Here is a 24,297-nt window from a genome sequence, read left to right as displayed (position 1 = left end):
ATCGAAAGGTTCTTCACGATTGTTGTAGCATCGCTTCATGCTTGATCTGCCGAGGCTTCAGGCGCTGCGGGCCGTCGCCGTGTTCGGCACGGTCACGGCCGCCGCAGGCGCTCTGCACTGCACCCCGTCGGCGATCTCCCAGCACCTCGCCAAGCTCGAACGGGAGACCGGAAGCACACTGGTGGAGAAGGACGGCCGGCGGCTGCGGCTCACCGAGGCCGGTCGGGTCCTGGTCGAGCACGCCGGCCGGATCCTCGCCGTCGTCGAAGAGGCCGAGGCCGCGCTCGCCGCCCACCGGGAGACGGTGTCCGGGCACCTGAGCATCGCCTCGTTCCCGACCGCGTGCCGCGGGCTGCTGCCGCACGCCCTGCGCAGCCTCGCCGTCGACCATCCGCTGCTGGAGCCGACCCTGCAGGAGGGCGACCGCGAGTCGAGCTTCGACGGGATCCTGCGCGGCACCGTCGACGTCGCGCTCATCGACGAATGGCTCGACATGCCGGCGACGTACCCGACCGGGGTCGCGAGCGTGGAGCTCGGCCTCGACGTCGGCGACCTCATCCTGCCCGTCGACCACCCCCTCGCCGGCTCGTCCGGCCCGGTCGGCCTCGACGCGCTGCGCGGCGAGCGGTGGATCGCCTCCAAGCCCGGCACCGTCTGCCACGAGTGGCTGCAACGGATGCTGCCCGGCGCCCGTCCCACGATCCTCGTCAACGAGTTCGAGACGCAGCTGACGTTCGTCGCCGAGCGGCTCGGCGTCGCGTTCATCCCCCGGCTGGCCCGCAGCACCCTCCCGCCGGGCGTCGTCGCGCGCCCCATCACCCCCGAGGCAGCCCGCCGCGTCAGCGTCGCCTGGCGGGTCGCCGCCGGCGGCCGTCCCGCGATCTCCGCGACCGTCGCCGCGCTGCGCGATGCCTGGTCACACCGCGACCACTGGCCCGCCGACCACGGCATTCACGTCGTATAACCGCAGGTCATCGGGGCAATTCCGGGTTAAACGCTCACTCACTCATTCATTTCTGCGGGTTTCCCCGGCACCCCTTACATTGATGCCATGGCCATCTTCGGACGCACCCGCACAGCCACCGGCGCAGGCGTCCTGGCGACGCTGCTCCTCGTCCTGCTCTTCGGTAACCAGATCTTCTCGGAATGGGCCGACCGGCACGCGGACACCAACACCGTGTGGGGCTGGTTCCTGCATCTGCTCACCTGGCCCCGCTGGTGGCTCGTCCCCCACGACGACTCCGGCAAGGCCGCCCGCGAGCTGCTCGCGAACGACCTGAAGGCCCTCCTCCTCATCCTCTTCACCTCCCTCATCCTGGCCATCGCCGGGCGCTCCATCGTCACCGGCGGCGGCGCCTTCATCCTCGGCTGGGCATCGCTGATCTTCGGCGCCGCCCTCGCCGGCTTCGCCACCGACTTCCTGCTCGCCGACCCGACCCTGCTCGGCGCCTTCAACGCCGCCGCGGCCGCCGCCGGCTACGGCCTCTTCGTCGGCTGGCTCGTCGGCATCGCCGTCACCACCGGCAAACGCGGCGACTGACCCCCACCACCAAGACGCTGTGCGATCTACAGGCTGACCCCCCAGAACCGGAGATCGCACGACGTCCCTCGGGCCCCCTCACGAGCAGACCGCCCCATAGCGAGGTAACGACCCCACGCCACCATGGACCACGGTCGACAGCCACCCGCCCACCGCGTAGAGCAGACCCACTGCATTCAACGGCCTTACAGCAACCGCCGCGCCCAACCGGCCCGGCCGGCAACCGCCCCGCAACGGCCGGTCCCCCACGCTGTCCGCCGGGGCCGCTTCCGGAAGGCTTCGTGCAGCCATCAGCACAAACGGACCGGATCACGGCAAGCCGTGACCACCCGCCCGCCGGGCCGCTGATCGGGCGGGCGGGCAACCCGGACGGTCGTCAGCGGACGGGGTGGCCGGCGTCCCGGAGGGTGGTCTTGACGTCGCCGATGGAGAGGTCGCCGAAGTGGAAGACGCTGGCGGCGAGGACCGCGTCGGCGCCGGCCGCCACCGCCGGGGCGAAGTGCTCCAGGGCACCCGCGCCGCCGCTGGCGATGACCGGGATCGTCACGACCTCGCGGACGGCCTTGATGAGCTCCAGGTCGAAGCCGTCCTTGGTGCCGTCGGCGTCCATGGAGTTGAGCAGGATCTCACCCGCGCCGAGCTCGGCGACCCGGGCGGCCCACTCGACGGCGTCGAGGCCCGCGCCGCGGCGGCCGCCGTGGGTGGTCACCTCGAAGCCGCTCGGCTGGCCGGCGGCCCGGCGCACGTCCAGCGACAGCGTCAGCACCTGGTTGCCGAACCGTTCGGCGATCTCGGCGATCAGCTCCGGCCGGGCGATCGCGGCCGTGTTGACCCCGACCTTGTCCGCCCCGGCGCGCAGGAGGGTGTCGACGTCGGAGACGGCGCGGACGCCACCGCCGACGGTGAGCGGGATGAACACCGTCTCCGCGGTCCGGCGGACCACGTCGAGCATCGTGGAGCGCCCGTCGGACGAGGCCGTCACGTCGAGGAACACCAGCTCGTCGGCGCCCGCGGCGTCGTACGCGGCGCCGAGCTCCACCGGGTCGCCGGCGTCGCGGAGGTTGACGAAGTTGACGCCCTTGACCACCCGGCCCGCGTCGACGTCAAGACACGGGATGACCCGCACCGCGACGGTCATGCCGGCTGCTCGGCCAGGACCTGGAGGGCGTCGGTGACGTCGAAGGCGCCCGCGTACAGGGCCTTGCCGACGATGACGCCCTCGACGCCGGCGGGTTCGAGGGCGGCGAGCTGGCGCAGGTCGTCGAGCTTGGAGACGCCGCCGCTGGCGATGACCGGCTTCTTGGTGCGCCCGGTGACCTCCAGCAGGAGGGTCAGGTTGGGCCCGGTGAGGGTGCCGTCGCGCATGACGTCGGTGACGACGTAACGGGCGCAGCCGGCGCGCTCCAGGCGGTCGAGCACCTCGAACAGGTCGCCGCCCTCCTTGGTCCAGCCGCGCGCGGCGAGCTGGTGGCCGCGGACGTCGAGCCCGACCGCGACCTGCTCGCCATACGTGGCGCAGACGTGGTCGCACCAGTCGGGGTTCTCCAGGGCGGCGGTGCCGAGGTTGACCCGGGTCGCGCCGGTCGACAGGGCCGCCCGCAGCGAGGCCTCGTCGCGGATGCCGCCGGAGAGCTCGACCTGCACGTCGAGGCGGCGGACGACGTCGGCGAGGAGCTCGGCGTTGGAGCCCCGGCCGAACGCAGCGTCGAGGTCGACCAGGTGGATCCACTCGGCACCCTGCCGCTGCCAGGCGAGGGCGGCCTCGAGCGGGTCGCCGTAGGTGGTTTCGCTGCCGGCGGCGCCCTGGACGAGACGGACCGCCTGGCCGTCGGCGACGTCGACTGCGGGCAGGAGCTGCAGGGCCATGGGTTAGATCCTTCGGTCCAGAACGAGCACGGTGAGCGCCGGGGTGGCGACGATGACGAGGGCACTGAGGCCGATCCGGGCCGCGACGGTGTCGACGAGCAGCCAGATGAACGTGAGTGCCACCAGGACGAGCAAGATGATGACGGAGCGCTGGCCACGGGAACGACGTGCGAAAAGCTTACCGGTCCGGCCGATCTTGACCTTCGGCACCAGCCGCCGGGCGGCGATCCGCCGGCGGCGGCGGCGCTCGGCCTTGAGCAGGCGCTCGGCCCGCTCGGCCTCCAGCACCGCACGCCGCCGGGCGCGTTCCTTAGACAAGGCTGCCGAGCCAGTTGGACAGCAGCGTCGCCCCCGCGTCGCCGGACTTCTCCGGGTGGAACTGGGTGGCTCGCAGTACCTCCGACTCGAACGCGGCGACGAACGGCTCGCCGTGCACCGTGGTCGCGACCTCGATGCCCGCGGCCCGCTGGGCCTCCACGGGTGTGGGCGCGTAGGAGTGCACGAAGTAGAACCGGGTGTCGGCGGGCAGACCGGCGCCGAGGACCGTGCCGGCGGGCCAGGTCACCGTGTTCCACCCCATGTGGGGCACGACCGGGGCGCGCAGCCCGGTCACCGTGCCGGGCGCGAGGCCGAGGCCTTTGGTGACGACGCCGTGCTCCTCGCCCTCCTCGAACAGCACCTGCATGCCGACGCAGATGCCGAGCACCGGCGCGCCGACGCGGACCCGCTCGGCGATCGTCGGGCCGGCGCCGAGCTCGTCGATGCCGGCCATGCAGGCCGCATACGCCCCGACGCCCGGCACGACGAGCCCGTCGGCCCGGGCCGCCTTGCCCAGGTCGGACGTGACCTCGACCTCGGCGCCGACCCTGGCGACGGCCCGCTCGGCGGAGCGCAGGTTGCCGGAGCCGTAGTCGAGGATGACCACCTTCTTCATGCCGTCCCCCTTACAGCCAGAGCAGCCCGCCGGCCGCGGCAACGGCGGCGAGCAGCAGCGTGATCACGAACGGCACCTTCGACGTGCTCTGCTGCCGCAGCGACAGCGCGCCGCCCAGCAGCAGCCCGGCGAGCCCGAGCAGCAGGATGCTCACCACGGGCCGGCCACCGATCCGGAGCCGCCGAGCCGGCCGGCCCCCACCGGCACCCAGCCGCCCCCAAACGAAGCACCACGCCCAGCGGCGCGGCGAGCGGCGCGCCCAGCGGCGCGGCCCAAGGCGCGACCGCCGACGGCGTCATCCCCGACGGCACGGCCCGAGGCGCCACGCCCAGCGCCACTCCCGGCGACGCCGGCCAGAGCGCCGCGCGCCGCGCGGCCGGGCAGGACACCGCTCACAGGGCGCCCTTGGTGCTGGGCACCACGCCCGCGTTGCGGGGGTCGAGCGCGCACGCCTGACGCAGCGCCCGGGCGACCGCCTTGAACTGGGCCTCGACGATGTGGTGCGCGTCGGGCTGGGCGCCGTGCCGGCCCGCCCGCAGGATGCTGACGTGCAGCGTGACCCGGGCCGAGTGGGCGAACGACTCCCAGATGTGCCGGGTCAGGCTGGTCGGGTAGTTGCCGCCGATGTGCGGGGCGATGTTCGCCGGCTCGTCGTGGACCATGTAGGGCCGCCCCGACAGGTCGACGACGGCGGAGGCCAGGACCTCGTCGAGCGGGACCTGCGCGTTGCCATAGCGGGTGACGCCCGCCTTGTCGCCCAGCGCCTCGGCGAACGCGGCGCCGAGCGCGAGCGCGGTGTCCTCGACCGTGTGGTGCGCGTCGATCTCGAGGTCGCCGACAGTGTGCACCCGCAGGTCGAACCCGCCGTGCTTGGCGATCTGGTTGAGCATGTGGTCGTAGAAGCCCACGCCGGTCGAGATCTCGCCGACCCCGGTGCCGTCGAGGTCGAGCTCCACGGAGACCTTGGTCTCCTTGGTGACCCGCTCGATCTTGGCGGTGCGACTCACAGCAACTCCTCCAGTGCGTTCAGGAAAGCGTCGGTCTCCTCGGGCGTGCCGGCGGTGACGCGCAGCCAGCCGGGGACGCCGACGTCGCGGATCAGCACGCCGCGGTCGAGCAGCGCCTGCCAGACGTCCTTGCTGTCGCCGCGGGGCGCGCCGAAGAGCACGAAGTTGGCGTCGCTGTCGGCGACCGTCAGGCCCCAGCCGCGCAGCGTCTCGACGATCCGGTCGCGCTGGGCCTTGACCGCGTCGACGGTCGACAGGAGCGCGCCGGTGTGCGCGAGCGCCGCCCGCGCGGCGGCCTGGGTCAGCGCCGACAGGTGATACGGCAACCGCACCAGCTGCACGGCGTCGACGACGGCCGCGCCTGCCGCGAGATAGCCGACCCGCCCGCCGGCGAGCGCGAACGCCTTGCTCATCGTGCGGGTGACGACCAGCCGCGGGAACTGCTCGATCAGCGACAGCGCGAACGGCGTGCCGGGGCGCGCGAACTCCGCATACGCCTCGTCGACGATCACCATCCCGTCGGCGGCCCCGGCGACGGCCCGCACGACGTCGAGCGGCAGCGCGGTGCCGGTCGGGTTGTTGGGCGAGCAGAGGATGACCACGTCGGGCCGGTGCTCGCGGACCTTCGCGACGGCGTGCTCGGCGGTCAGCGTGAAGTCGGCGTCGCGCCGCCCGTCGATCCAGGCGGTGCCGGTGCCCGCGGCGAGCAGCGGGTGCATCGAATAGGACGGGGTGAAGCCGAGCGCGGTGCGGCCCGGCCCGCCGAACGTCTGCAGCAGCTGCTGCTGGATCTCGTTGGACCCGTTGGCCGCCCACACGTTGCGCCAGGTCAGCCCGTGCCGCAGGTATGCGGCGAGGTCGGTGCGCAGGGCGACGGCGTCGCGGTCCGGGTAGCGGTTGAGGTCGCGCAGGACGGCGGAGAGCGCCTTCTCCATCTCCGCGACGGCCTCGTCGGGCAGCGGATACGAGTTCTCGTTGGTGTTGAGCCGCACGGCCACGTCGAGCTGGGGCGCGCCATAGGGCGTCAGCCCGCGCAGCTCGTCGCGGAGCGGCAGGTCCTGCAGGCCGGTCACTGTGCGAACCTCACCTTCACGGCGGCGCCGTGCGCCGGCAGATCCTCGGCCTCGGACAGGGCGACGACGTGGTCGGCCACCTCGGCGAGGGCGTCGCGCCCGTATTCGATGAGCTGCACGCCGCGCAGGAACGTCTGCGTCGACAGCCCCGACGAGTGCCGGGCGCAGCCACCGGTGGGCAGCACGTGGTTGGACCCCGCGCAGTAGTCGCCGAGCGACACCGGCGACCAGGCGCCGACGAAGATGGCGCCCGCGTTCCAGACACGCTCGGCGACGGCCCGCGCGTCACGGGTCTGGATCTCCAGGTGCTCGGCACCGTAGGCGTCGACGACCCTCAGCCCCTGCTCCAGGTCGTCGACGATGACCGTGGCCGACTGGGTGCCGGTGAGCGCCTCGGTGACCCGCTGCAGGTGCTTGGTCGCCGCGACCTGCCGGGCGACCTCCGCCTCGACCGCCTCGACGAGCTCCATCGACGGCGTGACGAGCACGCTCGCGGCCAGCGGGTCGTGCTCGGCCTGGCTGATCAGGTCAGCCGCGACGTGCCGCGGGTCGGCGGTGTCGTCGGCCAGGATCGCGATCTCGGTCGGCCCCGCCTCGGCGTCGATGCCGACGATGCCGCGGAGCATGCGCTTGGCGGCGGTGACCCAGATGTTGCCCGGGCCGGTGATCATGTCGACCGGCTCGCAGCCCTCCTGGTCGCCATAGCCGAACATGGCGACCGCCTGCGCGCCGCCGACCGCGTAGACCTCGTCGACGCCGAGCAGCGCGCACGCCGCCAGGATGTTGACGTTGGGCAGGCCGGTGTCCTTCTGCGGCGGGCTGGTGACCGCAATCGACGGCACGCCCGCGACCTGCGCCGGCACCACATTCATGATCACGCTCGACGGGTACACGGCGAGGCCGCCGGGCACATAGAGCCCCACCCGGCGGACCGGCACCCACCGCTGCGTGACGGTGCCGCTGGTGCTCAGCAGCGTCGTCACCTCGGTGCGCCGCTGGTCGCCGTGGACCTTGCGGGCCCGCTTGATCGACTCGAGCAGCGCGGCGCGCACGGCCGGGTCGAGCCCGGCCTCGGCCGCGGCGATCGCCTCGGCCGGCACCCGCAGGTCGGTCAGCTCCACCCCGTCGAACCGGCGGGTGGCGTCACGGACCGCGCTCGCCCCATGCTCGTGGACCGCCTCGACGATCGGGCGCACCTGCTCGGTGGCGACGGAGACATCCAGGGCGGCACGGGGCAGCAGACGGCGCGGATCCGTGGTGGAGCCGCGCAGGTCGATCCGGTTCAGCACCCTTGGGAGTCTAGGCGGAACCACCGACAATTATTCGGTCGCGTCCCGCTGTGCGGGCTGTCGGGATTGCGCCCAGCGCCAGTTCAGCTCGGCCGCGTCCGGCGGCGGGCCGGGCAGCACGGACCGCAGGTCAGCGCCGTCCCGCCGCATCCCGTCCAGCAGCAGGGCCAGCTGGCGGCGGCGCAGCTCGGCGGTGCGGTCGCGGTCCGGCACGCGGATCGCCGCGCACGCCTCCAGGATCAGCGTGACGTCCGCCACCACGACGTCCGGGCGCAGCCCGCCGTCCTCGTGTGCCCGCCGCACCAGGTCACCCGCGAGCGCGCCCGCCCGCACCGCGTCCGCGCGCATCTCGGGGGTCGAGGTGAACGTGCCGGCGAGATGCACGGTGAGCGAGTGCACGTCCGCGTCGACGACCCCGCGCAGGAACCGCACCAGCGCCGCCCACCCGTCCGGCTCCTCCGCGGCCGCCTCCGCCTCCGCGACGAAGGTGCGCAGACCGTCGTGGCACAGCGTGCGGAGCAGGTCGTCCTTGCCCTTGTACCGCCGGTACAAGGCGCTGATCCCGACCCCGGCCCGCTCGGCGACGGCGGCGATCGGCGCCTTCGGGTCCTCCAGGAACACGTCGCGCGCAGCGGCGAGGATCACGCCGTCGTTGCGGGCCGCCTGCACACGTCGGCCGGACAGGTTCGTCATGCCGCCACTGTACCGCCTGAGCGGAACGGACCGTTCCGGTCTACCCCGTTCGACGTCCATCTGTTTCGCAGTCGCCGTCACGGTGCGGAAAAAGGGGTCCGCTCGGCTAGGCTTCGCCCGTGGAGGAAGCGAACGAACCCGAGCGGACCCTCCTGCCGCTGTTCCCTCTCGGCACCGTGCTGTTCCCGGGGCTGGTCCTGCCCCTGCACGTGTTCGAGCCCCGCTACCGCACGCTCGTCCAGCACCTCGCGGAGCTGCCCGCCGACCTCCCGCGCGAGTTCGGCGTGATCGCGATCCGCCGCGGCTGGGAAGTCGGCCGCGTCGAGGGGGAGGTCGGAGAGACCACCGACGCGTCGATCACCGCCGGCGAGGCCCTGTCCCTGTACGAGATCGGCTGCGCCGCCGAGATCCGCCAGCTGACCGAGCTCGCCGACGGCCGCTTCGACCTCATGACCGTCGGCCGCCGCCGCTTCCGCCTGCTCGGCCTCGCCCGCAACGACGCCCCGTACCTCACCGGCGAGATCGAATGGCTCCCCGAGCCGAAGGGCGAACCCGACCGCGAGGAAGAACTGGCCGCCGGCGTCCTCGCCGCGTTCCAGCAGTACCTGAAGGCGGTCCGCAGCGACGAGGACGGCGACGGCGAGCAGCTGCCCGACGACCCCACGGTCCTGTCCCACCTGGTCGCCGCCACGGCGTCGCTGACCCTGGAGGACCGGCAGTCACTGCTCGCCGAGCCCGACACGACCAGCCGCCTGAAAGCCGAACGCGCCCTCCTCCGCCGCGAGGCCGCCCTCCTCGGCCAGGTCCGCGCCGTCCCGGTCGCCCTGTCCGACCTGGCCGTCCCCTCCAGCCCGAACTAACCCCCGCAGCGCCACGCCGCCAGCCCCGCCCGGACACAGGACGAGGACGGCACAGGGCCGAGCGCAAGGACGGGATGAGTCGGACCGTAGCCAGTGCCGCCCCGAGACCACGGACGGAACGGGGACGAGTCCGCCCCCGAAGCGGTGCCAAGCACAAGGCCAGGGACTGGACCAGGCAGAAACCACGCCCGCAACACGGGACGAGGATGAGCCGGCCCTGAGGCGGTGCCACTCCCGAAGACGGACTGAGCGCAAGGACGAGGACAGGCTCGGGCCTCACCCGAAGAGGAACGCCGGCATGGGCCAGACCCGGCGGGAGAGGCCGCTCCCACAACCGCGGACGGGGACAATGCCTCGCCCGACACGGGGCCGAGTGCGAGGACGGGCGACCAAGAACGAGCGCGACCGAGGACAGGTGCGACCACGAACGGGCGCGACCCGAGGACGGGGAGGTGGTTCAGCGTCGAGGTTGGGCTCTCGGGGTTGGGCGCGGACCGGGTCGGGCTGGGTCGGGTCAGGTTGGGTCGGGTGAGGGTGGGGTCGAGGCGCCAGGCGGGGCGGCGTCGTGCTGGCCTGCGGGGGACGGGGCGACCGCACCGGGCGGGCCGGAGGCGGGCTTGCGGAGGTCGAGGCGACCCGGTGCTGGATCGTCGTGTGGCTGATGACCGCCGGCGGTCCCGGTGCCGGACTGGGTGCCGGTGGGCGGGGCGGGCCACGGTGGAGGGCCGGCTGGAGACTGGCCCTCGGCGGTGGGTTGGCTGAAGGAGGCGCCGGTCGGGGGCTGGCCGTGGCCGGGATCCGAATAGCCGGGGTGCGCGGGGGCGGGCCAAGGCTGGGCGGGCTGGTCGAAGCCGGGCTGGGCGGCCGGACCGGGGTAGACGGGGCCGGGCCGGGCAGGGTCGAGTGACCCGAACACGGGATGGGCGGGACCGGCGTAGGGGCCGCCGTTGTCCGGGTGGCCGGCGTAGGGGCCAACGCCATCCGGGTGGGCGGCGTAGGGGCCCGCGCCGTCCGGGTGGCCGATGTAGTACGGGTCGCCGGTGGGCACGTCGGGATCCGGGTCGTGGGTCAGGGTGGGCGACGTGTGGAAGCCAGCGAGGCACGTGTACACCACGGCGGCCACGAGTGCCTGGATGAGCAGGGAGCCACGGACCCACGGGACGAAGCCGTGCCACAGGCTGGCCTCGCCGGCGCGGACCTTGGCGGGGCGGAAGATGTGGGTGTCGACAGGGGCGTGCTCGGCGAGGTCGACGTAGTGCGCGTAGCCGATCTTGTTGCCGAGCCACGCGGCGAGAGCGGCCGCCGCGGCCGAGCCGACGACGAGGCCGGCGAGGATGAACGGGCCCCGGTAGCGGCGCAGGATGAACCAGGCGGCGACCGCGATCAGGATCCCGGCCGCCGCCCCGAGGATCATGAACCAGCCGTCGTCGGCGAAGTAACCCTCGGGCTCGCCTTCGATCGGATAGGGGCCATACGGCGTCTGGACCAGCTCCACCTTCGGCGCGATCCACGACCACAGCAGGCCGACGGGAGCGCCGAGCGCGACCACCACAGCGGCGACGATCAGGCCGAACAGGGCCTCCAGCCCGAGTGACCGGCGCCGCGGCGGGGACGGCTTGGGAAGCTCCGGCTGGTCGATCGGCTCGATCGGGGCGATGCTCACCATCCCATCCTGCCAGGCCCGGCGCCGGCGCCCCGACCCGTGCCGCCGCCCGCGGGCACACCTCCCGCCGGACCACCGCCGGGAGGCACACCACCGGCCGAACCACCGCCGGCAGACACCCCGCCGCCGGGCACCGCGGCCGGCCCCAGCAGCGACGTGAGCTCCCGGAGCAGCTCGGCGGTGACCGTGACCCCCTGCGGCCCGATCGAGATGAGGGTGCGCCTGGGGCCGTTGACCAGGTCGACCTGCACCTCGGTGGAGCCGGGATGCCGGCCGACGACCTCCCGCAGCCGCTCGACGAGCGGCGTGGTGCACCGGTCGGGCGGCAGGGAGAGCACCAGCGGCCCGCCGGCGGGAGCGGCCGGGGCGGTCAGGTCGGGGACGGCCAGGTCGCTGGCCATCAGGCGGGGCGCCTCCTCGCGGCGGTCGACGCGGCCCTTCACCGACACCACCGCGTCCTCGGCGATGTACTGCTCGACCAGCTCATACGTGTTGGGGAAGAACATCACCTCGACGGCTCCGTCCAGGTCCTCCAGCGTCGCCGACGCCCACGGGCGGCCCTGGCGGGTGACGCGGCGCTGCACGCCGGAGAGGATGCCCGCGAGGATCACGGACGTGCCGTCGGGCACGGTCTCCTCGTCGGCGAGGGCGGCCACGGAACGGTCGGCGGAGCGGCGCAGCACCTCCTCCAGCCCGCGCAGCGGGTGGTCGGAGACGTAGAGGCCGAGCATCTCCCGCTCGAAGGCGAGCCGCTCCGCCTTGTCCCACTCGATGGCCGGGATGGGCGGCGACGCGACGAGGGCCGCGGAGCCGAACAGGTCGAACTGGCCGATGGCCTCGTTGCGCTTGGTGATCATGACGGACTCGACGGCGTCGGCGTGGACGGCGATCAGGCCGCGCCGGGTGTGGCCGAGGGAGTCGAAGGCGCCCGCCTTGATGAGCGACTCGATCGTCTTCTTGTTGCACACGACCTGGTCGACCTTGGCGAGGAAGTCGTAGAAGTCGGTGTACGGCCGGGCGCGCACGATCGCCGCGACGACCGCCGGCCCGACGTTGCGCACGGCGCTGAGGCCGAAGCGGATGTCGGCGCCGACGGCGGAGAACCGGCCCTGCGAGGCGTTGACGTCGGGTGGCAGGACGCGGATGCCCATGCGGCGGCACTCGGCGAGGTAGAAGGCGGAGCGGTCCTTGTCGCCGCCGATCGAGGTGAGCAGCCCGCTCATGTACTCGGCGGGATAGTTGGCCTTCAGGTACGCGGTCCAGTACGCGACGAGCCCGTAGGCCGCGCTGTGCGCCTTGTTGAACGCGTAGTCGGAGAAGGGCACGAGCAGGTCCCACAGGGTGCGGACCGCGTCGTCGGAATAGCCGCGCTCGCGCATGCCGGCGGAGAAGGGCGCGAACTCGCGGTCGAGGATCTCCTTCTTCTTCTTGCCCATGGCGCGGCGCAGCAGGTCGGCGGCGCCGAGGGAGTAGCCGGCGACGCGCTGCGCGATCGCCATGACCTGCTCCTGGTAGACGATCAGGCCGTAGGTGTCGCCGAGGATGTCCGCGAGGGGCTCGGCCAGCTCGGGGTGGATCGGGGTGACGGGGCGGCGCCCGTTCTTGCGGTCGGCGTATTCGTTGTGCGCGTTGGCGCCCATCGGGCCGGGCCGGTAGAGCGCGCCGACGGCGGAGATGTCGGCGAACGCGTCGGGCGCCATCGAGCGCAGCAGGGCCCGGACGGGGCCGCCGTCGAACTGGAAGACGCCGATCGTGTCGCCGCGGGACAGCAGCTCGTAGGTCGCCTTGTCGTCGAGCGGCACGGTCTCCACGGCCAGGTCGACGCCCCGGTTCTGCCGGATCGCGTCGAGGGCGTCGTCGAGGATGGTGAGGTTGCGCAGGCCGAGGAGGTCCATCTTGAGCAGGCCGATGTCCTCGCACGCGCCCATGTCCCACTGGGTGATGATCGCGCCGTCCTGCTCGCGGCGGTGGACGGGCAGCACGTCGAGGAGCGGCTCGCGGGACAGGATGACGCCGGCGGCGTGCACGCCCCACTGCCGTTTGAGCCCTTCGAGGCCGCGGGCGGTGTCGACGACGGTGCGGACCTCCTGCTCGCCCTCGTAGAGCCGGCGCAGCTCGGCGGCCTCCTGGTAGCGCGGGTGGGCCTGGTCGAAGGCGCCGCTGAGCGGCATGTCGCGGCCGAGCACCGGCGGCGGGACGACCTTCGTGATCCGCTCGCCGACGGAGAACGGCAGGCCGAGGACCCGGGCCGAGTCCTTGATCGCGGCCTTCGCCTTGATCGTGCCGAACGTGATGATCTGGGAGACGCGGTCGTCGCCATAGCGCTCGGTGGCGTAGCGGATGACCTCGCCGCGGCGGCGCTCGTCGAAGTCCATGTCGATGTCGGGCATGCTGACCCGCTCGGGGTTGAGGAACCGCTCGAAGAGCAGCCCGTGTTCGAGAGGGTCGAGCTGGGTGATGCCGAGCGCGTACGCGATGAGGGCGCCGGCGGCGGACCCGCGGCCGGGGCCCACCCGGATGCCCTCGCCGCGGGCGTGGGCGACGAGGTCGGCGACGACGAGGAAGTAGCCCGGATAGCCCATGCTGCTGATCACGGACAGCTCATAGTCGGCCTGGCGGGCGTGGTCGGCCGGGATCCCCGCCGGGAAGTGCCGGGCCAGGCCGCGCTGCACCTCGGCCCGCAGCCACGAGTCCTCGGTCTCGCCCTCCGGCACGGGGAACCGCGGCATGAGGTCGCGGTGCGCGAACACCGGCGCGTAGGAACCGATGCGCTCCGCGACGGCGAGGGTGGCGTCGCAGGCGCCGGGCACCTCGGCGTCCCACAGGGCGCGCATCTCCGCGGCGGACTTGAGGTAGAAGTCGCGGGCGTCGAACTTGAACCGCTTCGGGTCGGCGAGGGTCGTCGCGGACTGCACGCACAGCAGCACCTCGTGGGCGTCGGCGTCGCCGGGGTGCGTGTAGTGCAGGTCGTTGGTGGCGACCGGGGTCAGGCCGAGCCGCTTGCCGAGCCGCAGCAGGTCCTGCCGGACGCGGGTCTCGATGCCGAGGCCGTGGTCCATCAGCTCGAGATACAGGTTGCCGGGGCCGAAGATGTCGCGCAGCTCGGCGGCCGCGGCGCAGGCCCGCTCGAAGTCGCCGATGCGCAGCAGCGTCTGCACCTCGCCGGAGGGGCAGCCGGTGGTGGCGATCACCCCGCGCGAATACTCGGCCAGCAGCTCACGGTCGGCGCGCGGCTTGTAGAAATAGCCTTCGATGCTGGACCGCGACGACAGCCTGAACAGGTTGCGCAGCCCGGTCTCGTCGGCGGCGAGCATGGTCAGGTGCGTGTACGCGCCGCCGCCGGAGACGTCGTCCTCGCCGCCGGCCGCCCAGCGGACCCGGGTGCGGTCGCCCCGGTGGGTGCCCGGGGTCAGATACGCCTCGATGCCGAGGATCGGCTTGATCCCGGCGGCGACGGCCTGCCGGTGGAAGTCGTAGGCACCGAACATGTTGCCGTGGTCGGTCATGGCGAGCGCGGGCTGGCCGAGCCGGGCCGCCTCGGAGAACAGGGACCCGAGCCGGGCGGCCCCGTCCAGCATCGAATACTCGGTGTGCACGTGCAGATGTACGAACGACTCCCCCACGTCGCAGAACCTATCCCCGGGGTACGACACTTTGCGAGACTCGCAGCATGATCGACCGTGACCGTCTGGGCGCACTGTTGCGCCGCGAGCGAGCCGCCTTCGCCGACCGTAACCCACGCTCCGCCGAGGAGTACGCGAACGCCGGGAACCTGTTCGGCCGCGTCCCGATGACCTGGATGAACAAGAACGCCGCCGGTTTCCCGCTCTACCTGGCCACGGCCCGGGGCGCGACGCTCACCGACGTCGACGGTCACGAGTACACCGACTTCTGCCTCGGCGACACGGCCGCCATGGCGGGGCACGCCCCGGAGGCGACCCGGAAGGCGGCGCAGGAGCAGTTCGCGAACGGCGCCTGCGCCATGCTCCCCACCCCGGACGCGGCCTGGGTGGGCAAGGAGCTCACCAGGCGGTTCGGCGTCACCGAGTGGAGCTTCGCGCTCACCGCCACCGACGCCAACCGCTGGGCCATCCGCCTGCTGCGCGCCGTCTCACAACGGCCGAAGATCCTCTTCAACAGCTACTGCTACCACGGTTCGGTCGACGAGTCGCTGATCGTGACGAGCGACCAGGGCCCGCGCAGCCGCGAGGGCAACGTCGGCGCCCCCTGCGACGTCACCAGCACCAGCCGGGTCGCGGAGTACAACGACCTCGAAGGTCTCGAGCGCGAGCTCGCGCACGGCGACGTCGCCGCGGTCGTCATGGAGCCGGCCCTGACCAACATCGGCATCGTGCTGCCGGAGCCGGGCTACCTGGAAGGTGTGCGGGAGCTGACGCGGAAGTACGGCACGTACCTGGTCAACGACGAGACCCACACGTTCTCCGCCGGCCCGGGCGGCGCCACCGGACGCTGGGGGCTGGAGCCGGACGTGGTCACGATCGGCAAGGCGATCGGCGGCGGCATCCCGGCGGCCGCCTACGGGCTCTCCGCCGAGATCGCGCGGCACATCAGCCGGCGGACGGACCTCGACCTCGTCGACATGGGCGGCGTCGGCGGCACCCTCGCCGGCAACGCGCTGTCCATCGCCGCGACCAGGGCGACCCTGGAGCACGTGCTGACCGACGAGGCGTTCACCGGGATGGAGCGCCTCGCGGAGCGCTTCGAGGCCGGCACGAGGCAGGTCATCGACGCGCACGGCCTGCCGTGGTCGGTGAGCCGGCTCGGCGCGCGCGTCGAGTACCGCTTCGCGAACCCGGCCCCGCGCAACGGCACCGACAGCGCGAAAGCCGCGGACGCGGACCTCGAGGACTACCTGCACGTGTACCTGGCGAACCGGGGCATCCTGCTCACGCCGTTCCACAACATGGCGCTCATGTCACCGGCCACCACGGAACACCAGGTGGACGAGCACGCCGCCGTGTTCGGCGCGGCGATCGAAGAGCTTCAGCGCGCGTAGGGGTCCATCATCACGGCCGCCGCCCGCAGCCACGCGCGCTTCGTCGCCGGCGCCAGCATCGTGTACTCGATGTTGGAGCCGCTCTCGAGCGCCGGGTCGTACGGCACGACGACGACGGCTCTGGTCCGGGAGCGGAAGTGCCCGGCCAGGTCGTCGATGAGCGGCGTCGGGTTGGGCGTCGGGCAGGACAGCAGGGTCACCGCGTTGGCGACCAGCTCGTCCATGCCGGCCTCGTCGAGCAGGTCGAGCATCCAGTCGGCGGTGAACGCCGCGTCCTCCCGCGGGACGCTGGTCACGACCAGCTGGTCCGCGGTCTGCAGGACGGTCTGCCAGTTGGGGCTCTCCACGTTGTTGCCGGTGTCGACGCAGATCACGTCGTGGGTGCGCCGCAGCAGCTCCAGGACGCGGCGCACCGTGTGCGGGTCGAGCCGCTGCGCGAAGCGCGGGTTCTCCTCGCCGGCGAGGACGTCGTACGAGCCGTCCGAGGCGTGCCGCAGGTAGTCGTCGAGCTGGTCGTACAGGTCGTAGCCGGAGGCGTTCTCCACCCGGACGAGGTCGGCGATGAGGTGCCGGATCGTGCGGGCGTGCCGGGCGCTGCCGGCCCGCAGGCCGAGGGTGCCGCGCAGCTCGTTGTCGTCCCAGGCGATGACGCCCTTGCCGCGCACGCTGCCGATGGTGGCGGCGGTCAGCACGGTCGCGGTGGTCTTGTGAACCCCGCCCTTCGGGTTGGCGAAGGCGAGGACCTTGGGGGTCGGGATCTCCTGGCGCAGGACCTGCACCATCTGCTCGGTCGGGTCCGCCGGGCGGGCTTGATACTCCACCTGAGGACCTCGACGACTCTCATAGGGGTCGACGACCCGACGCTGCGACGGAGCGTCGGCGAGGGGGCGTGTGCCGTTGGGATGCATTGGCTCGTCATCGTAGGGCCGCGCGGGCGGATATGGGGCGCTGGGGCGCTCGAACCTTCCGTCGTAATCCAGATCACCCGGGCTTGACCGGCCGAGCAGGGCCCGGTCCAGCAGCGAGCGCCAACGGGCGGGCGGCTCCGACGACCTGTCCCACCCGGCATCGGCCCGCTCTGCCACGCTGGCCCTCCCTCCGCACCGCAGCGTCCACCCGTACCCCAGGCTACGGACCGAACACTATTCGGACCACACCTGCGGGAGCATCCCCTGCATCAACTGCACGACAGGCCGAAGGGATATCGCCTCAGGACGGACCGGCCGACGCGACGGGCCCCGCGACCTGTGCCTGCTCGGGCAGCGGCGGGAGGAACACCGTCCGGTCGAGGCGGCGCAGGTCGGTGATCGGATCGACGGCGCGGGTCTCCGGGCGGGCCGCGACGGCCCGCAACCCGGCCGGCGCGGCGTAGATCACCGCGGCGTAGACGCACGAACAGTGCTCGCGGTACGCGGTCGCCTCCTTGTCGGCGATGATCGCCCCGTCGAGGTACACGGCCCGGACGTCGCTGGGCTGGTTGGCGGCCTTGTCGAGCAGCTGCCGGTAGTGCGCGGCCTCCTCGGTCTTGCGGGTGGCGGTCGCGTCCATCGCCTTCACCACGTCGGCGGGCACCTCGTAGGCGCCGAGGCGGACCAGCTCCGTCTGCTCGCCCGGCAGCGGCACCCGCGCGAAGACACTCGACAGGGCGACACCCGACAGCACCGGGGTCAGCCGGTCGGGGCCGAGGTATGCGGTGAACGACACCAGCGCGTACACGGACTGTTCACCCGTGAGCGCGGAAAGTTCGTCGGCGGAGCTCCGCACGTACACCGGGATCGAGCCGCCCTCGTCGACGCCGACGCGCAGGACGTCACCCAGGGAGGGGTCGCTGCGCTGGTGCCGCTGCGCGCCGTGGACGACCAGCAGGGTCGCCGTGACCGCGACCAGCGCGACCACGGCGGTGAAGACGCGCAGCCGGACGGCGCCCCGGAACAGCCGGGCGAGGACGTTGCCGGCGGCGGGGAGCAGCCGCTGGTCGAGCCGCTGGAAGAAGTTCATCGCGCGTCGAGCGTCGCACAGGCAAGTTGCACGCCTCTTGACAGGGGTGACCAGTGAAGACTATCTATCAGGAAGGTTTCCTAATAGAAAGGTGCCTTCGTGAGAGCTCCCGCCATCGCGACCGCCGTCGCCGCCCTCGGTGCCGCCGTCGCGTTCATGGTCGCCGCCCCCGCCCAGGCGGCCGCCACGCTCCCCACCCACGTGTTCGCCCCGTACTTCGAGGCGTACAACGGCGACAGCCTCAACGGGCTGTCCCAGCAGTCCGGGGTCAAGCACCTGACCCTGGCCTTCGTCCAGACCGCGACCCGCGGCTCGTGCACCGTCTACTTCAACGGCGACACGTCCATGCCGATCGCGAACTCGACGTTCGGCGCCGACATCGCCGCGATCCGCGCCCGCGGCGGCGACGTCATCCCCAGCTTCGGCGGCTACGCGGCCGACAACGGCGGCACCGAGATCGCCGACAGCTGCACCGACGTCAACCAGATCGCCGCCCAGTTCCAGAAGGTGATCACCACGTACGACGTGACCCGCATCGACCTGGACATCGAGGACAACTCGCTGACCAACACCGCGGGCATCGACCGGCGCAACAAGGCGATCAAGCTGACCGAGGACTGGGCCGCCGCCAACGGCCGGACCGTGCAGTTCCAGTACACGCTGCCGACCACGACGACCGGGCTCGCCCCCAGCGGCCTCGCCGTGCTGCGCAACGCGGTCACCAACAACGCACGGATCGACTACGTCAACCAGATGACGTTCGACTACTACGACAACCAGCCGCACCAGATGGCCCAGGACACGATCACCGCGTCCAACGGGCTGCACACGCAGCTCGGGCAGCTGTGGCCGGCCAAGACGGCGGCGCAGCGGTGGGCCATGATCGGCGTCACCGAGATGATCGGCGTCGACGACTTCGGCCCCGCCGAGACGTTCACCCTCGCCGACGCCCGTACCGTGCTCAACTGGGCCAACCAGCAGGGCATCGCGGCGCTGTCGTTCTGGGCGCTGCAACGCGACAACGGCAGCTGCCCCGGCGGCGCGGCGGCCGACAACTGCTCCGGCATCCAGCAGCAGACATGGGAGTTCTCCCACATCTTCAACCCGTTCACCAGCGGCGACAGCGGCCCCGGCTCGCCCAGCCCGTCGGTGTCGAAGAGCCCGAGCACCAGCCCCAGCACGAGCACGAGCCCGAGCACCCCGCCCGGCAGCGGCATCGTGAACGGCGGCTTCGAGACCGGCGCCCTGAGCCCGTGGACGTGCGCGCTCGGCAGCGTCGTCACCACCCCCGTGCACGGCGGCACGAAGGCGCTCAAGGCGGCCGCGTCCAGCTCGGACACCGCGCAGTGTTCGCAGACCGTCGGTGTGTCCGCGAACCGCACGTACACGCTGAGCGCCTGGGTGCAGGGCAACTACGCGTTCCTCGGCGCCACCACCGGCACCGGCGACGTGAGCACCTGGACGCCGGGCGGATCGACCTGGACGAAGCTCACCGTCACGGTCAACACGGGCAGCTCCACCTCGATCAAGGTGTGGCTGCACGGCTGGTACGGCACCGGCACGATCTACGCCGACGACGTCACCCTCGTGTAGCACCGGGTCGCGCTTCCGCTTCGTGAAGACGCCTGACCGCCACGGTTCATCCACGGCCGCACCGCGGCGGTCAGGCCGCGAGGACCTCCAGGGCGTTGCTGAGGTCCTGCGGGTAGTCGCTGACGAACGACACGTACTCGCCCTGCCGCGGGTGGATGAAGCCCAGCTCCCGGGCGTGCAGCCACTGCCGCCCCAGCCCCAGCCGCGCCGACAGCGTCGGATCCGCGCCGTACGTGGTGTCACCGACGCACGGGTGCCGCAGCGCGGAGAAGTGCACCCGGATCTGGTGGGTGCGCCCCGTCTCCAGCTTGACGTCGAGCAGACTCGCCGACGGGAACGCCTCGATCGTGTCGTAGTGCGTGATGCTCGGCCGGCCGCCGGAGACGACCGCGAACTTGTAGTCGTGGCCGGGGTGCCGGTCGATCGGGGCGTCGATGGTGCCGCGCAGCGGGTCCGGGTGGCCCTGGACGACCGTGTGGTAACGCTTCTCGACCTCGCGGTCCTTGAACGCCCGCTTCAGGATGCTGTACGCCATTTCGCTCTTCGCGACGACCATGAGCCCGGTGGTGCCGACGTCGAGGCGGTGCACGACCCCCTGGCGCTCGGCGGCGCCGCTGGTCGCGATCGTCAGCCCCATCGCGGCGAGCCCGCCGATGACCGTCGGACCCGTCCAGCCGGGGCTCGGGTGCGCGGCGACACCGACCGGCTTGTCGACCACGACGATGTCGTCGTCGCTGTACACGATGCGCAGGCCGTCGACGGGGATGGCCTCGACCGCGACCTCCGACGGGGGCGCGGGCAGGGTCACCTCGAGCCAGGCGCCGCCGGAGACCTTGTCGGACTTCGCGCGGATCTGCCCGTCGACGGCGACGTCACCCGCCTCGACCAGCGCCGCCGCCACGGTACGGCTGAACCCGAACAACCTCGTCAGCGCCTGATCCAGCCGGCTGCCGTCGAGACCGTCGGGAACCGACATCGACCGGGTCTCACGCATCGTCGGTGGCCTTGTCCCGGTCCGGGACGGGTGCCCCGCTCGTCTCTGCGAGCGGTTCCGAGCCGGCCTGTTCGCCCTTCGCCTCGTCCTTCGCGGCCTCGTCCTTCGCGCTGGTGCCGTCGCGGCGCCGGCCCATGAACTCCAGCAGGATCGCCAGCGCCACGCCGACCGTCAGCGCCGAGTCGGCGATGTTGAACACCGGGAAGTGCCCCGCGTGGTCGTCGAGGAAGCTGAACATGTCCACGACGTGCCCGTGGAACGGCTTCGGCGCCCGGAAGATCCGGTCACCGAGATTGCCGGCGGCGCCGCCGAGCACCAGGCCCAGGGCGACCGCCCACGGCACCGACACGGTCGAGCGGAGCATGACGAGCAGCCAGGCGATCACCCCCGAGGCGATGATCGGGAAGACCCACGTCAGGTCGCTGAACATGCTGAATGCCGCGCCGCTGTTGCGGGCGTAGATCACGTAGATCAGGCCGCCGAGCAGCTTCACCGGCTCGCCGTGCGCGATGACGGAGGTGGTCCACTCCTTCACCGCGAGGTCGATGCCGATCACCACGACCGCGACAGCGCCGAACAGGCTCCAGGCCTTTCGCCGGCTGCCGCGGGGGGTGGTCGTGGTGGTGTCGTCCTGGGTGGTCAGCGTCGCTCCTCCAACTGCTTGCAGGTGACGCAGAGCGTAGCCGACGGGAACGCCGCCAGCCGCTCGACCGGGATCGCGTTGCCGCACTTCTCACACCAGCCGTAGCCGCCCTCGTCGAGCCGCTCCAGGGCCCGCTCGACCTGGTTGACCCGCTCGAGGATGTTGTTGGCGAGGGTGATCTCCTGCTCGCGCTCGAACGTCTTGGTGCCGGTGTCGGCCTGGTCGTCGCCCGCCGAGTCGGTGAGCCGGTGCTGCTGCAGCTCTGCGATCTCGGCCAGGGTCTGGTCGTGCTCCGCCTTGAGCTCGTCGCGCCGCTCGATCAGCGCGACCCGGATCTTCTCCGTCTCGGCGGCGGTGCGCGTGCCACGTGCCGCCTTGGCTGCGGCGGTCTTCGGTTCGGCGGTCTTGGCCATCGTGGCTCCCTTGGCCGCACGAGCGGCGATCGGCGACGTGTTGGATGTGGTGCCTGAGCCGCCCGCGTCGTCCGCAAGCCCCCCAGTGTTGCCGCGCTTGCTCTGCGCCGACGTGGTGATGCTCCCCCGAGCCGCCGCTTGCCGAGTGCCGCGTTTCTGTGCTGTTGTCACAGTGGTCACACGCGTCACATCAGCGGCGTCACGCTGCCCGGCGGTGCTCGCGGACGTACCTTTCGGCACGCCACCCGCTCGCTCGGCCATGGCTTCCCCCAGATGCAAAACGGGCGCGCGACGCGCGTCGCGCACTCCAGTGGCTGGCAAGAATACGGAATGTACACGCGTCCGACAAACATGCCACACGCATTCCGACCAATTGGATCAGTTATTGGCGCCGATCCTCGCCATGTTCGGCAAACCAGCGCGCAAGTCTTCCCCGCCTGCTCACCGCTCGCAGCCTGCGCTCCGCCGCGTCACGCACCTGCTCGGTGGCGACGATCAGCAGACTGTCGCGGGTCTTGAGGCGGGTCTGCGGCTCCGGCACGAACGCGCCGCCGTCGCGAAGCACCAGCGTCACGACCGCACCGACAGGCAATCGTAGCTCGTCCACGTGCACGCCGTTGAGCTTCGAGCCGACCGGCACCTCCAGTTGCAGCAGGTCGGCGCCCATCCGCTCCAGCGGCGCCGACTCCACCTGCAGGTCGGTCGTCTCGCCGGGTGCCGCCACGCCCAGCCGCTTCGCGACCGGTGGCAGCGTCACCCCCTGCACCGCCGTGTAGACCACGACCAGCACGAACACGACGTTGAACAGCGTCTGCGCGCCCGGCAGGCCGGCCGACAGCGGGATCGTGGCGAGCACGACCGGGACCGCGCCGCGCAGCCCCGCCCACGACAGGAACGCCTGGTCGCGCCAGCCGAACCGGAACGGGGTGACGCTGACCAGCACCGACAGCGGCCGCGCGAGCAGGATCAACACCAGGCCGACGACCAGCGCCGGCAGCACCGCGGCGCCGAGCTCGCTGGGCGACGCGAGCAGGCCGAGCAGCACGAACAGCCCGATCTGGGCGAGCCACGCCAACCCGTCCGCGAAGCCGAGCATCGCCCTGCGGTGCGGCAGCCGGGCGTTGCCGAGCACGACGCCGGTCACGTACACCGCCAGGAAGCCCGACGCGTGCGCGACGGAGCCGACCGCGTACGCCAGCACGGTCAACCCGACCGCGGCCAGCGGGTACAGGCCGGCGGACGGCAGCGCGGCACGCCGCAGCGCCCAGGCCCCGCCCAACCCGACGACGAGCCCGATGACCGCGCCGGCGAGCAGCTCGTAGCCGACCAGGCCCAGCTGCTCCCACCACGGGCCGGTGACCCCCTCCGGCAGCGACAGCAGCACGACCAGGATCACCACCGGCGCGTCGTTGATGCCGGACTCGGCCTCCAGGATCGCGGCGAGCCGCGGCCGGACCGGCATCCTGCGCAACGTGGAGAAGACGGCCGCGGCGTCCGTGGAGGACAGCACCGCCCCGTACAGAAGCGACTGCTGCCAACCGATGCCGAGCGCGAAGTGCGTGATCATGCCGACCACCGCCACACTCACCGCGACACCCACCGTCGACAGCACCACGGCCGGCCCCAGCACCGGACGCAGCGTCGACCAGCGGGCCGTCAGACCACCCTCGGCGATGATCACCACGAGCGCGCAGATGCCGAGGGTACGGGTGAGCTCCGCGTTCTCGAAGTTGATGCCGAGCCCCGCCTCGCCGATCACGACGCCCAGCAGCAGGTACACCAGAAGGCTGGGCAGGCCGAGCCGCACCGACAGACGCACCGCACCCACGCACACCAGCAGCACCGCCGCGCCGATGAGCAGCGCCAGGTTGAACTCGTGGCTCAATGCGAGGGGTCCATCAGCGCGGCCAGCCGTGCGGCGTGCCCCTCCGGCAACGTCTCGGGCAGCTCGACGAGCTTGTCCCGGCTGGCGGCGCCCGCCTTGAGCCGCAGCGCCGACGGCCGCAACCCCAGCGCGGCGGCGAGGGCCTTCAGCGCGGCCTCGGTGGCCTGCCCGTCAACGGGCCGGGCACCGACCGCGACGATCAGCGCTGGGCCGTACGGTCCGGCGTAACTCCCGCCGACCGCGGTGCGCGAGGCACCCGGCTTCACACGGATCGCAATGGAGGGCATGCCTTATTGTGAAGGTTCACCCGTTCGTGAGCGATCGACCGGACCGGTGGATCATCACCCGGACCGGTCACCCTTCCCCGCTCGCCACCCACAGCAGTCCCGCCGCGACCGACAGTAGTAACGCCGAGATCAATTTCTCCCGATACGTTACGGTGTAGGACAAGGCCGCCGTCACCGCCGAGGTTCCCGACGTGCCCCGCGAACGACGCCCCTGCCGGGTCCGTCGCCCCCGCCACGACGACCAGGCCAGCCACGGACGCCTCGCCCGCACGGCCCGCCCACCCGCGCGTAAGCGCCGGGTTGGAGCCGACCAGGCTGGCCCAGCGGGGCGAGCAGGCAGACCCACGGACGCCTCGCCCGAGGCCGCCCACGCGTCAGCGCCCGGTCGTCCAGGCCGGGAGTGTCCAGGCCGGGGGGTACTCAGGCCGGGGTCGCTCTGACCAGGGTTGTCCAGGCCAATCAGCCGGGACGAGCAGGTCGGCCTACGGACGCCTGTCCCGCGGGTGCCTGCGTGGAAGCGCCGGCGGGGCCGACCAGGTTGC

General features: G+C 72.2%; 22 protein-coding genes and 1 pseudogene. 5 read left to right on the top strand and 18 right to left on the bottom strand.

Features of this window, described 5'->3' with window-relative positions; translation table 11 throughout:
* The first annotated feature begins 37 nt into the window (after nucleotides 1–37).
* On the top strand, nucleotides 38–964 hold the full coding sequence (locus AB0J72_RS37970) for a LysR family transcriptional regulator (RefSeq protein ID WP_363407836.1): 927 nt from the start codon (nucleotides 38–40) through the stop codon (nucleotides 962–964).
* A gap of 87 nt (nucleotides 965–1,051) precedes the next feature.
* On the top strand, nucleotides 1,052–1,540 hold the full coding sequence (locus AB0J72_RS37965) for a hypothetical protein (RefSeq protein ID WP_360558575.1): 489 nt from the start codon (nucleotides 1,052–1,054) through the stop codon (nucleotides 1,538–1,540).
* Nucleotides 1,541–1,916: 376 nt separating this feature from the next.
* Here AB0J72_RS37965 and hisF read toward each other — a convergent pair whose 3' ends face one another.
* The 9 genes from hisF to AB0J72_RS37920 all read right to left on the bottom strand — a co-directional run bounded on the left by hisF (nucleotide 1,917) and on the right by AB0J72_RS37920 (nucleotide 8,402).
* Nucleotides 1,917–2,678, bottom strand: coding sequence for an imidazole glycerol phosphate synthase subunit HisF (gene hisF / locus AB0J72_RS37960; RefSeq protein ID WP_363407832.1), 762 nt, complete (start codon nucleotides 2,676–2,678; stop codon nucleotides 1,917–1,919).
* Nucleotides 2,675–3,406: a bifunctional 1-(5-phosphoribosyl)-5-((5-phosphoribosylamino)methylideneamino)imidazole-4-carboxamide isomerase/phosphoribosylanthranilate isomerase PriA gene (gene priA / locus AB0J72_RS37955; protein WP_363407829.1), complete on the bottom strand. Its 732-nt coding sequence runs from the start codon at nucleotides 3,404–3,406 to the stop codon at nucleotides 2,675–2,677. Before priA ends, hisF begins: the two co-directional genes overlap by 4 nt.
* A 3-nt stretch (nucleotides 3,407–3,409) precedes the next feature.
* A complete protein-coding gene (locus AB0J72_RS37950; protein WP_344503947.1) occupies nucleotides 3,410–3,724 on the bottom strand; it encodes a hypothetical protein in 315 nt (104 codons plus the stop codon).
* Nucleotides 3,717–4,340 carry an imidazole glycerol phosphate synthase subunit HisH gene (gene hisH / locus AB0J72_RS37945; protein ID WP_344503946.1) on the bottom strand — a complete coding sequence of 208 codons (624 nt, stop codon included), beginning with the start codon at nucleotides 4,338–4,340 and terminating at the stop codon, nucleotides 3,717–3,719. The genes AB0J72_RS37950 and hisH overlap by 8 nt, the downstream gene beginning before the upstream one ends.
* 10 nt (nucleotides 4,341–4,350) lie before the next feature.
* Nucleotides 4,351–4,497 (bottom strand): hypothetical protein, encoded by a 147-nt coding sequence (locus AB0J72_RS37940; RefSeq protein ID WP_344503945.1) that lies wholly within the window; start codon nucleotides 4,495–4,497, stop codon nucleotides 4,351–4,353.
* A gap of 235 nt (nucleotides 4,498–4,732) precedes the next feature.
* Entirely contained in the window at nucleotides 4,733–5,347 is a 615-nt protein-coding gene (gene hisB / locus AB0J72_RS37935; RefSeq protein ID WP_344503944.1) for an imidazoleglycerol-phosphate dehydratase HisB, read from the bottom strand.
* Complete coding sequence (locus tag AB0J72_RS37930) at nucleotides 5,344–6,420, bottom strand: histidinol-phosphate transaminase (RefSeq protein WP_363407823.1); 1,077 nt, start codon at nucleotides 6,418–6,420, stop codon at nucleotides 5,344–5,346. The genes hisB and AB0J72_RS37930 overlap by 4 nt, the downstream gene beginning before the upstream one ends.
* A complete protein-coding gene (hisD, locus tag AB0J72_RS37925) occupies nucleotides 6,417–7,709 on the bottom strand; it encodes a histidinol dehydrogenase (RefSeq protein WP_363407820.1) in 1,293 nt (430 codons plus the stop codon). The genes AB0J72_RS37930 and hisD overlap by 4 nt, the downstream gene beginning before the upstream one ends.
* Nucleotides 7,710–7,739: 30 nt before the next feature.
* Nucleotides 7,740–8,402: a helix-turn-helix domain-containing protein gene (locus AB0J72_RS37920; RefSeq protein WP_363407817.1), complete on the bottom strand. Its 663-nt coding sequence runs from the start codon at nucleotides 8,400–8,402 to the stop codon at nucleotides 7,740–7,742.
* Nucleotides 8,403–8,521: 119 nt separating this feature from the next.
* On the opposite strand from AB0J72_RS37920, the gene AB0J72_RS37915 reads away from it, so the two are divergent.
* A complete protein-coding gene (locus AB0J72_RS37915) occupies nucleotides 8,522–9,262 on the top strand; it encodes an LON peptidase substrate-binding domain-containing protein (protein WP_354898052.1) in 741 nt (246 codons plus the stop codon).
* A 514-nt stretch (nucleotides 9,263–9,776) separates the two neighbouring features.
* Here the strand turns inward: AB0J72_RS37915 and AB0J72_RS37910 are convergent.
* Complete coding sequence (locus tag AB0J72_RS37910; protein ID WP_363407813.1) at nucleotides 9,777–10,925, bottom strand: DUF2567 domain-containing protein; 1,149 nt, start codon at nucleotides 10,923–10,925, stop codon at nucleotides 9,777–9,779.
* 131 nt (nucleotides 10,926–11,056) lie between these two features.
* Nucleotides 11,057–14,548, bottom strand: a pseudogene (gene dnaE, locus AB0J72_RS37905) (DNA polymerase III subunit alpha); the annotation flags it as partial.
* A gap of 47 nt (nucleotides 14,549–14,595) precedes the next feature.
* On the opposite strand from dnaE, the gene AB0J72_RS37900 reads away from it, so the two are divergent.
* Complete coding sequence (locus AB0J72_RS37900) at nucleotides 14,596–15,942, top strand: transaminase (RefSeq protein ID WP_363407810.1); 1,347 nt, start codon at nucleotides 14,596–14,598, stop codon at nucleotides 15,940–15,942.
* Here the strand turns inward: AB0J72_RS37900 and AB0J72_RS37895 are convergent.
* Nucleotides 15,930–17,051, bottom strand: coding sequence for an AAA family ATPase (locus AB0J72_RS37895; protein WP_363407996.1), 1,122 nt, complete (start codon nucleotides 17,049–17,051; stop codon nucleotides 15,930–15,932). The genes AB0J72_RS37900 and AB0J72_RS37895 overlap by 13 nt on opposite strands.
* A gap of 100 nt (nucleotides 17,052–17,151) precedes the next feature.
* Nucleotides 17,152–17,940: a hypothetical protein gene (locus AB0J72_RS37890; RefSeq protein WP_363407807.1), complete on the bottom strand. Its 789-nt coding sequence runs from the start codon at nucleotides 17,938–17,940 to the stop codon at nucleotides 17,152–17,154.
* Nucleotides 17,941–18,039: 99 nt separating this feature from the next.
* On the opposite strand from AB0J72_RS37890, the gene AB0J72_RS37885 reads away from it, so the two are divergent.
* Nucleotides 18,040–19,533, top strand: a complete 1,494-nt coding sequence (locus tag AB0J72_RS37885) for a glycosyl hydrolase family 18 protein (RefSeq protein ID WP_363407804.1) — start codon at nucleotides 18,040–18,042, stop codon at nucleotides 19,531–19,533.
* Nucleotides 19,534–19,603: 70 nt separating this feature from the next.
* Here the strand turns inward: AB0J72_RS37885 and AB0J72_RS37880 are convergent, their stop codons facing one another.
* The 5 genes from AB0J72_RS37880 to AB0J72_RS37860 all read right to left on the bottom strand — a co-directional run bounded on the left by AB0J72_RS37880 (nucleotide 19,604) and on the right by AB0J72_RS37860 (nucleotide 23,755).
* A complete protein-coding gene (locus AB0J72_RS37880; RefSeq protein WP_363407801.1) occupies nucleotides 19,604–20,527 on the bottom strand; it encodes an RluA family pseudouridine synthase in 924 nt (307 codons plus the stop codon).
* Entirely contained in the window at nucleotides 20,520–21,170 is a 651-nt protein-coding gene (gene lspA, locus AB0J72_RS37875) for a signal peptidase II (RefSeq protein WP_363407993.1), read from the bottom strand. Before lspA ends, AB0J72_RS37880 begins: the two co-directional genes overlap by 8 nt.
* Entirely contained in the window at nucleotides 21,167–21,583 is a 417-nt protein-coding gene (locus tag AB0J72_RS37870) for a TraR/DksA family transcriptional regulator (protein WP_363407798.1), read from the bottom strand. Before AB0J72_RS37870 ends, lspA begins: the two co-directional genes overlap by 4 nt.
* Nucleotides 21,584–21,965: 382 nt before the next feature.
* Nucleotides 21,966–23,468 carry a potassium/proton antiporter gene (locus AB0J72_RS37865; protein ID WP_363407796.1) on the bottom strand — a complete coding sequence of 501 codons (1,503 nt, stop codon included), beginning with the start codon at nucleotides 23,466–23,468 and terminating at the stop codon, nucleotides 21,966–21,968.
* On the bottom strand, nucleotides 23,465–23,755 hold the full coding sequence (locus AB0J72_RS37860; protein ID WP_363407793.1) for a DUF167 domain-containing protein: 291 nt from the start codon (nucleotides 23,753–23,755) through the stop codon (nucleotides 23,465–23,467). The genes AB0J72_RS37865 and AB0J72_RS37860 overlap by 4 nt, the downstream gene beginning before the upstream one ends.
* Nucleotides 23,756–24,297: the final 542 nt, after the last annotated feature.

Origin of the sequence: Dactylosporangium sp. NPDC049742, assembly GCF_040674675.1 — a bacterium.
Lineage (GTDB): Bacteria > Actinomycetota > Actinomycetes > Mycobacteriales > Micromonosporaceae > Dactylosporangium > Dactylosporangium maewongense.
This window is presented reverse-complemented; position numbering and strand designations above follow the sequence as displayed.

Coding starts and splice junctions, on each gene's coding strand:
- AB0J72_RS37965 (WP_360558575.1), top strand. CDS start 1,052: ATGGCCATCTTCGGACGCACCCGCACAGCCACCGGCGCAGGCGTCCTG.
- AB0J72_RS37900 (WP_363407810.1), top strand. CDS start 14,596: ATGATCGACCGTGACCGTCTGGGCGCACTGTTGCGCCGCGAGCGAGCC.
- AB0J72_RS37970 (WP_363407836.1), top strand. CDS start 38: ATGCTTGATCTGCCGAGGCTTCAGGCGCTGCGGGCCGTCGCCGTGTTC.
- hisF (WP_363407832.1), bottom strand. CDS start 2,678: ATGACCGTCGCGGTGCGGGTCATCCCGTGTCTTGACGTCGACGCGGGC.
- AB0J72_RS37870 (WP_363407798.1), bottom strand. CDS start 21,583: ATGGCCAAGACCGCCGAACCGAAGACCGCCGCAGCCAAGGCGGCACGT.
- AB0J72_RS37860 (WP_363407793.1), bottom strand. CDS start 23,755: ATGCCCTCCATTGCGATCCGTGTGAAGCCGGGTGCCTCGCGCACCGCG.
- AB0J72_RS37920 (WP_363407817.1), bottom strand. CDS start 8,402: ATGACGAACCTGTCCGGCCGACGTGTGCAGGCGGCCCGCAACGACGGC.
- AB0J72_RS37890 (WP_363407807.1), bottom strand. CDS start 17,940: ATGAACTTCTTCCAGCGGCTCGACCAGCGGCTGCTCCCCGCCGCCGGC.
- AB0J72_RS37880 (WP_363407801.1), bottom strand. CDS start 20,527: ATGCGTGAGACCCGGTCGATGTCGGTTCCCGACGGTCTCGACGGCAGC.
- priA (WP_363407829.1), bottom strand. CDS start 3,406: ATGGCCCTGCAGCTCCTGCCCGCAGTCGACGTCGCCGACGGCCAGGCG.
- hisH (WP_344503946.1), bottom strand. CDS start 4,340: ATGAAGAAGGTGGTCATCCTCGACTACGGCTCCGGCAACCTGCGCTCC.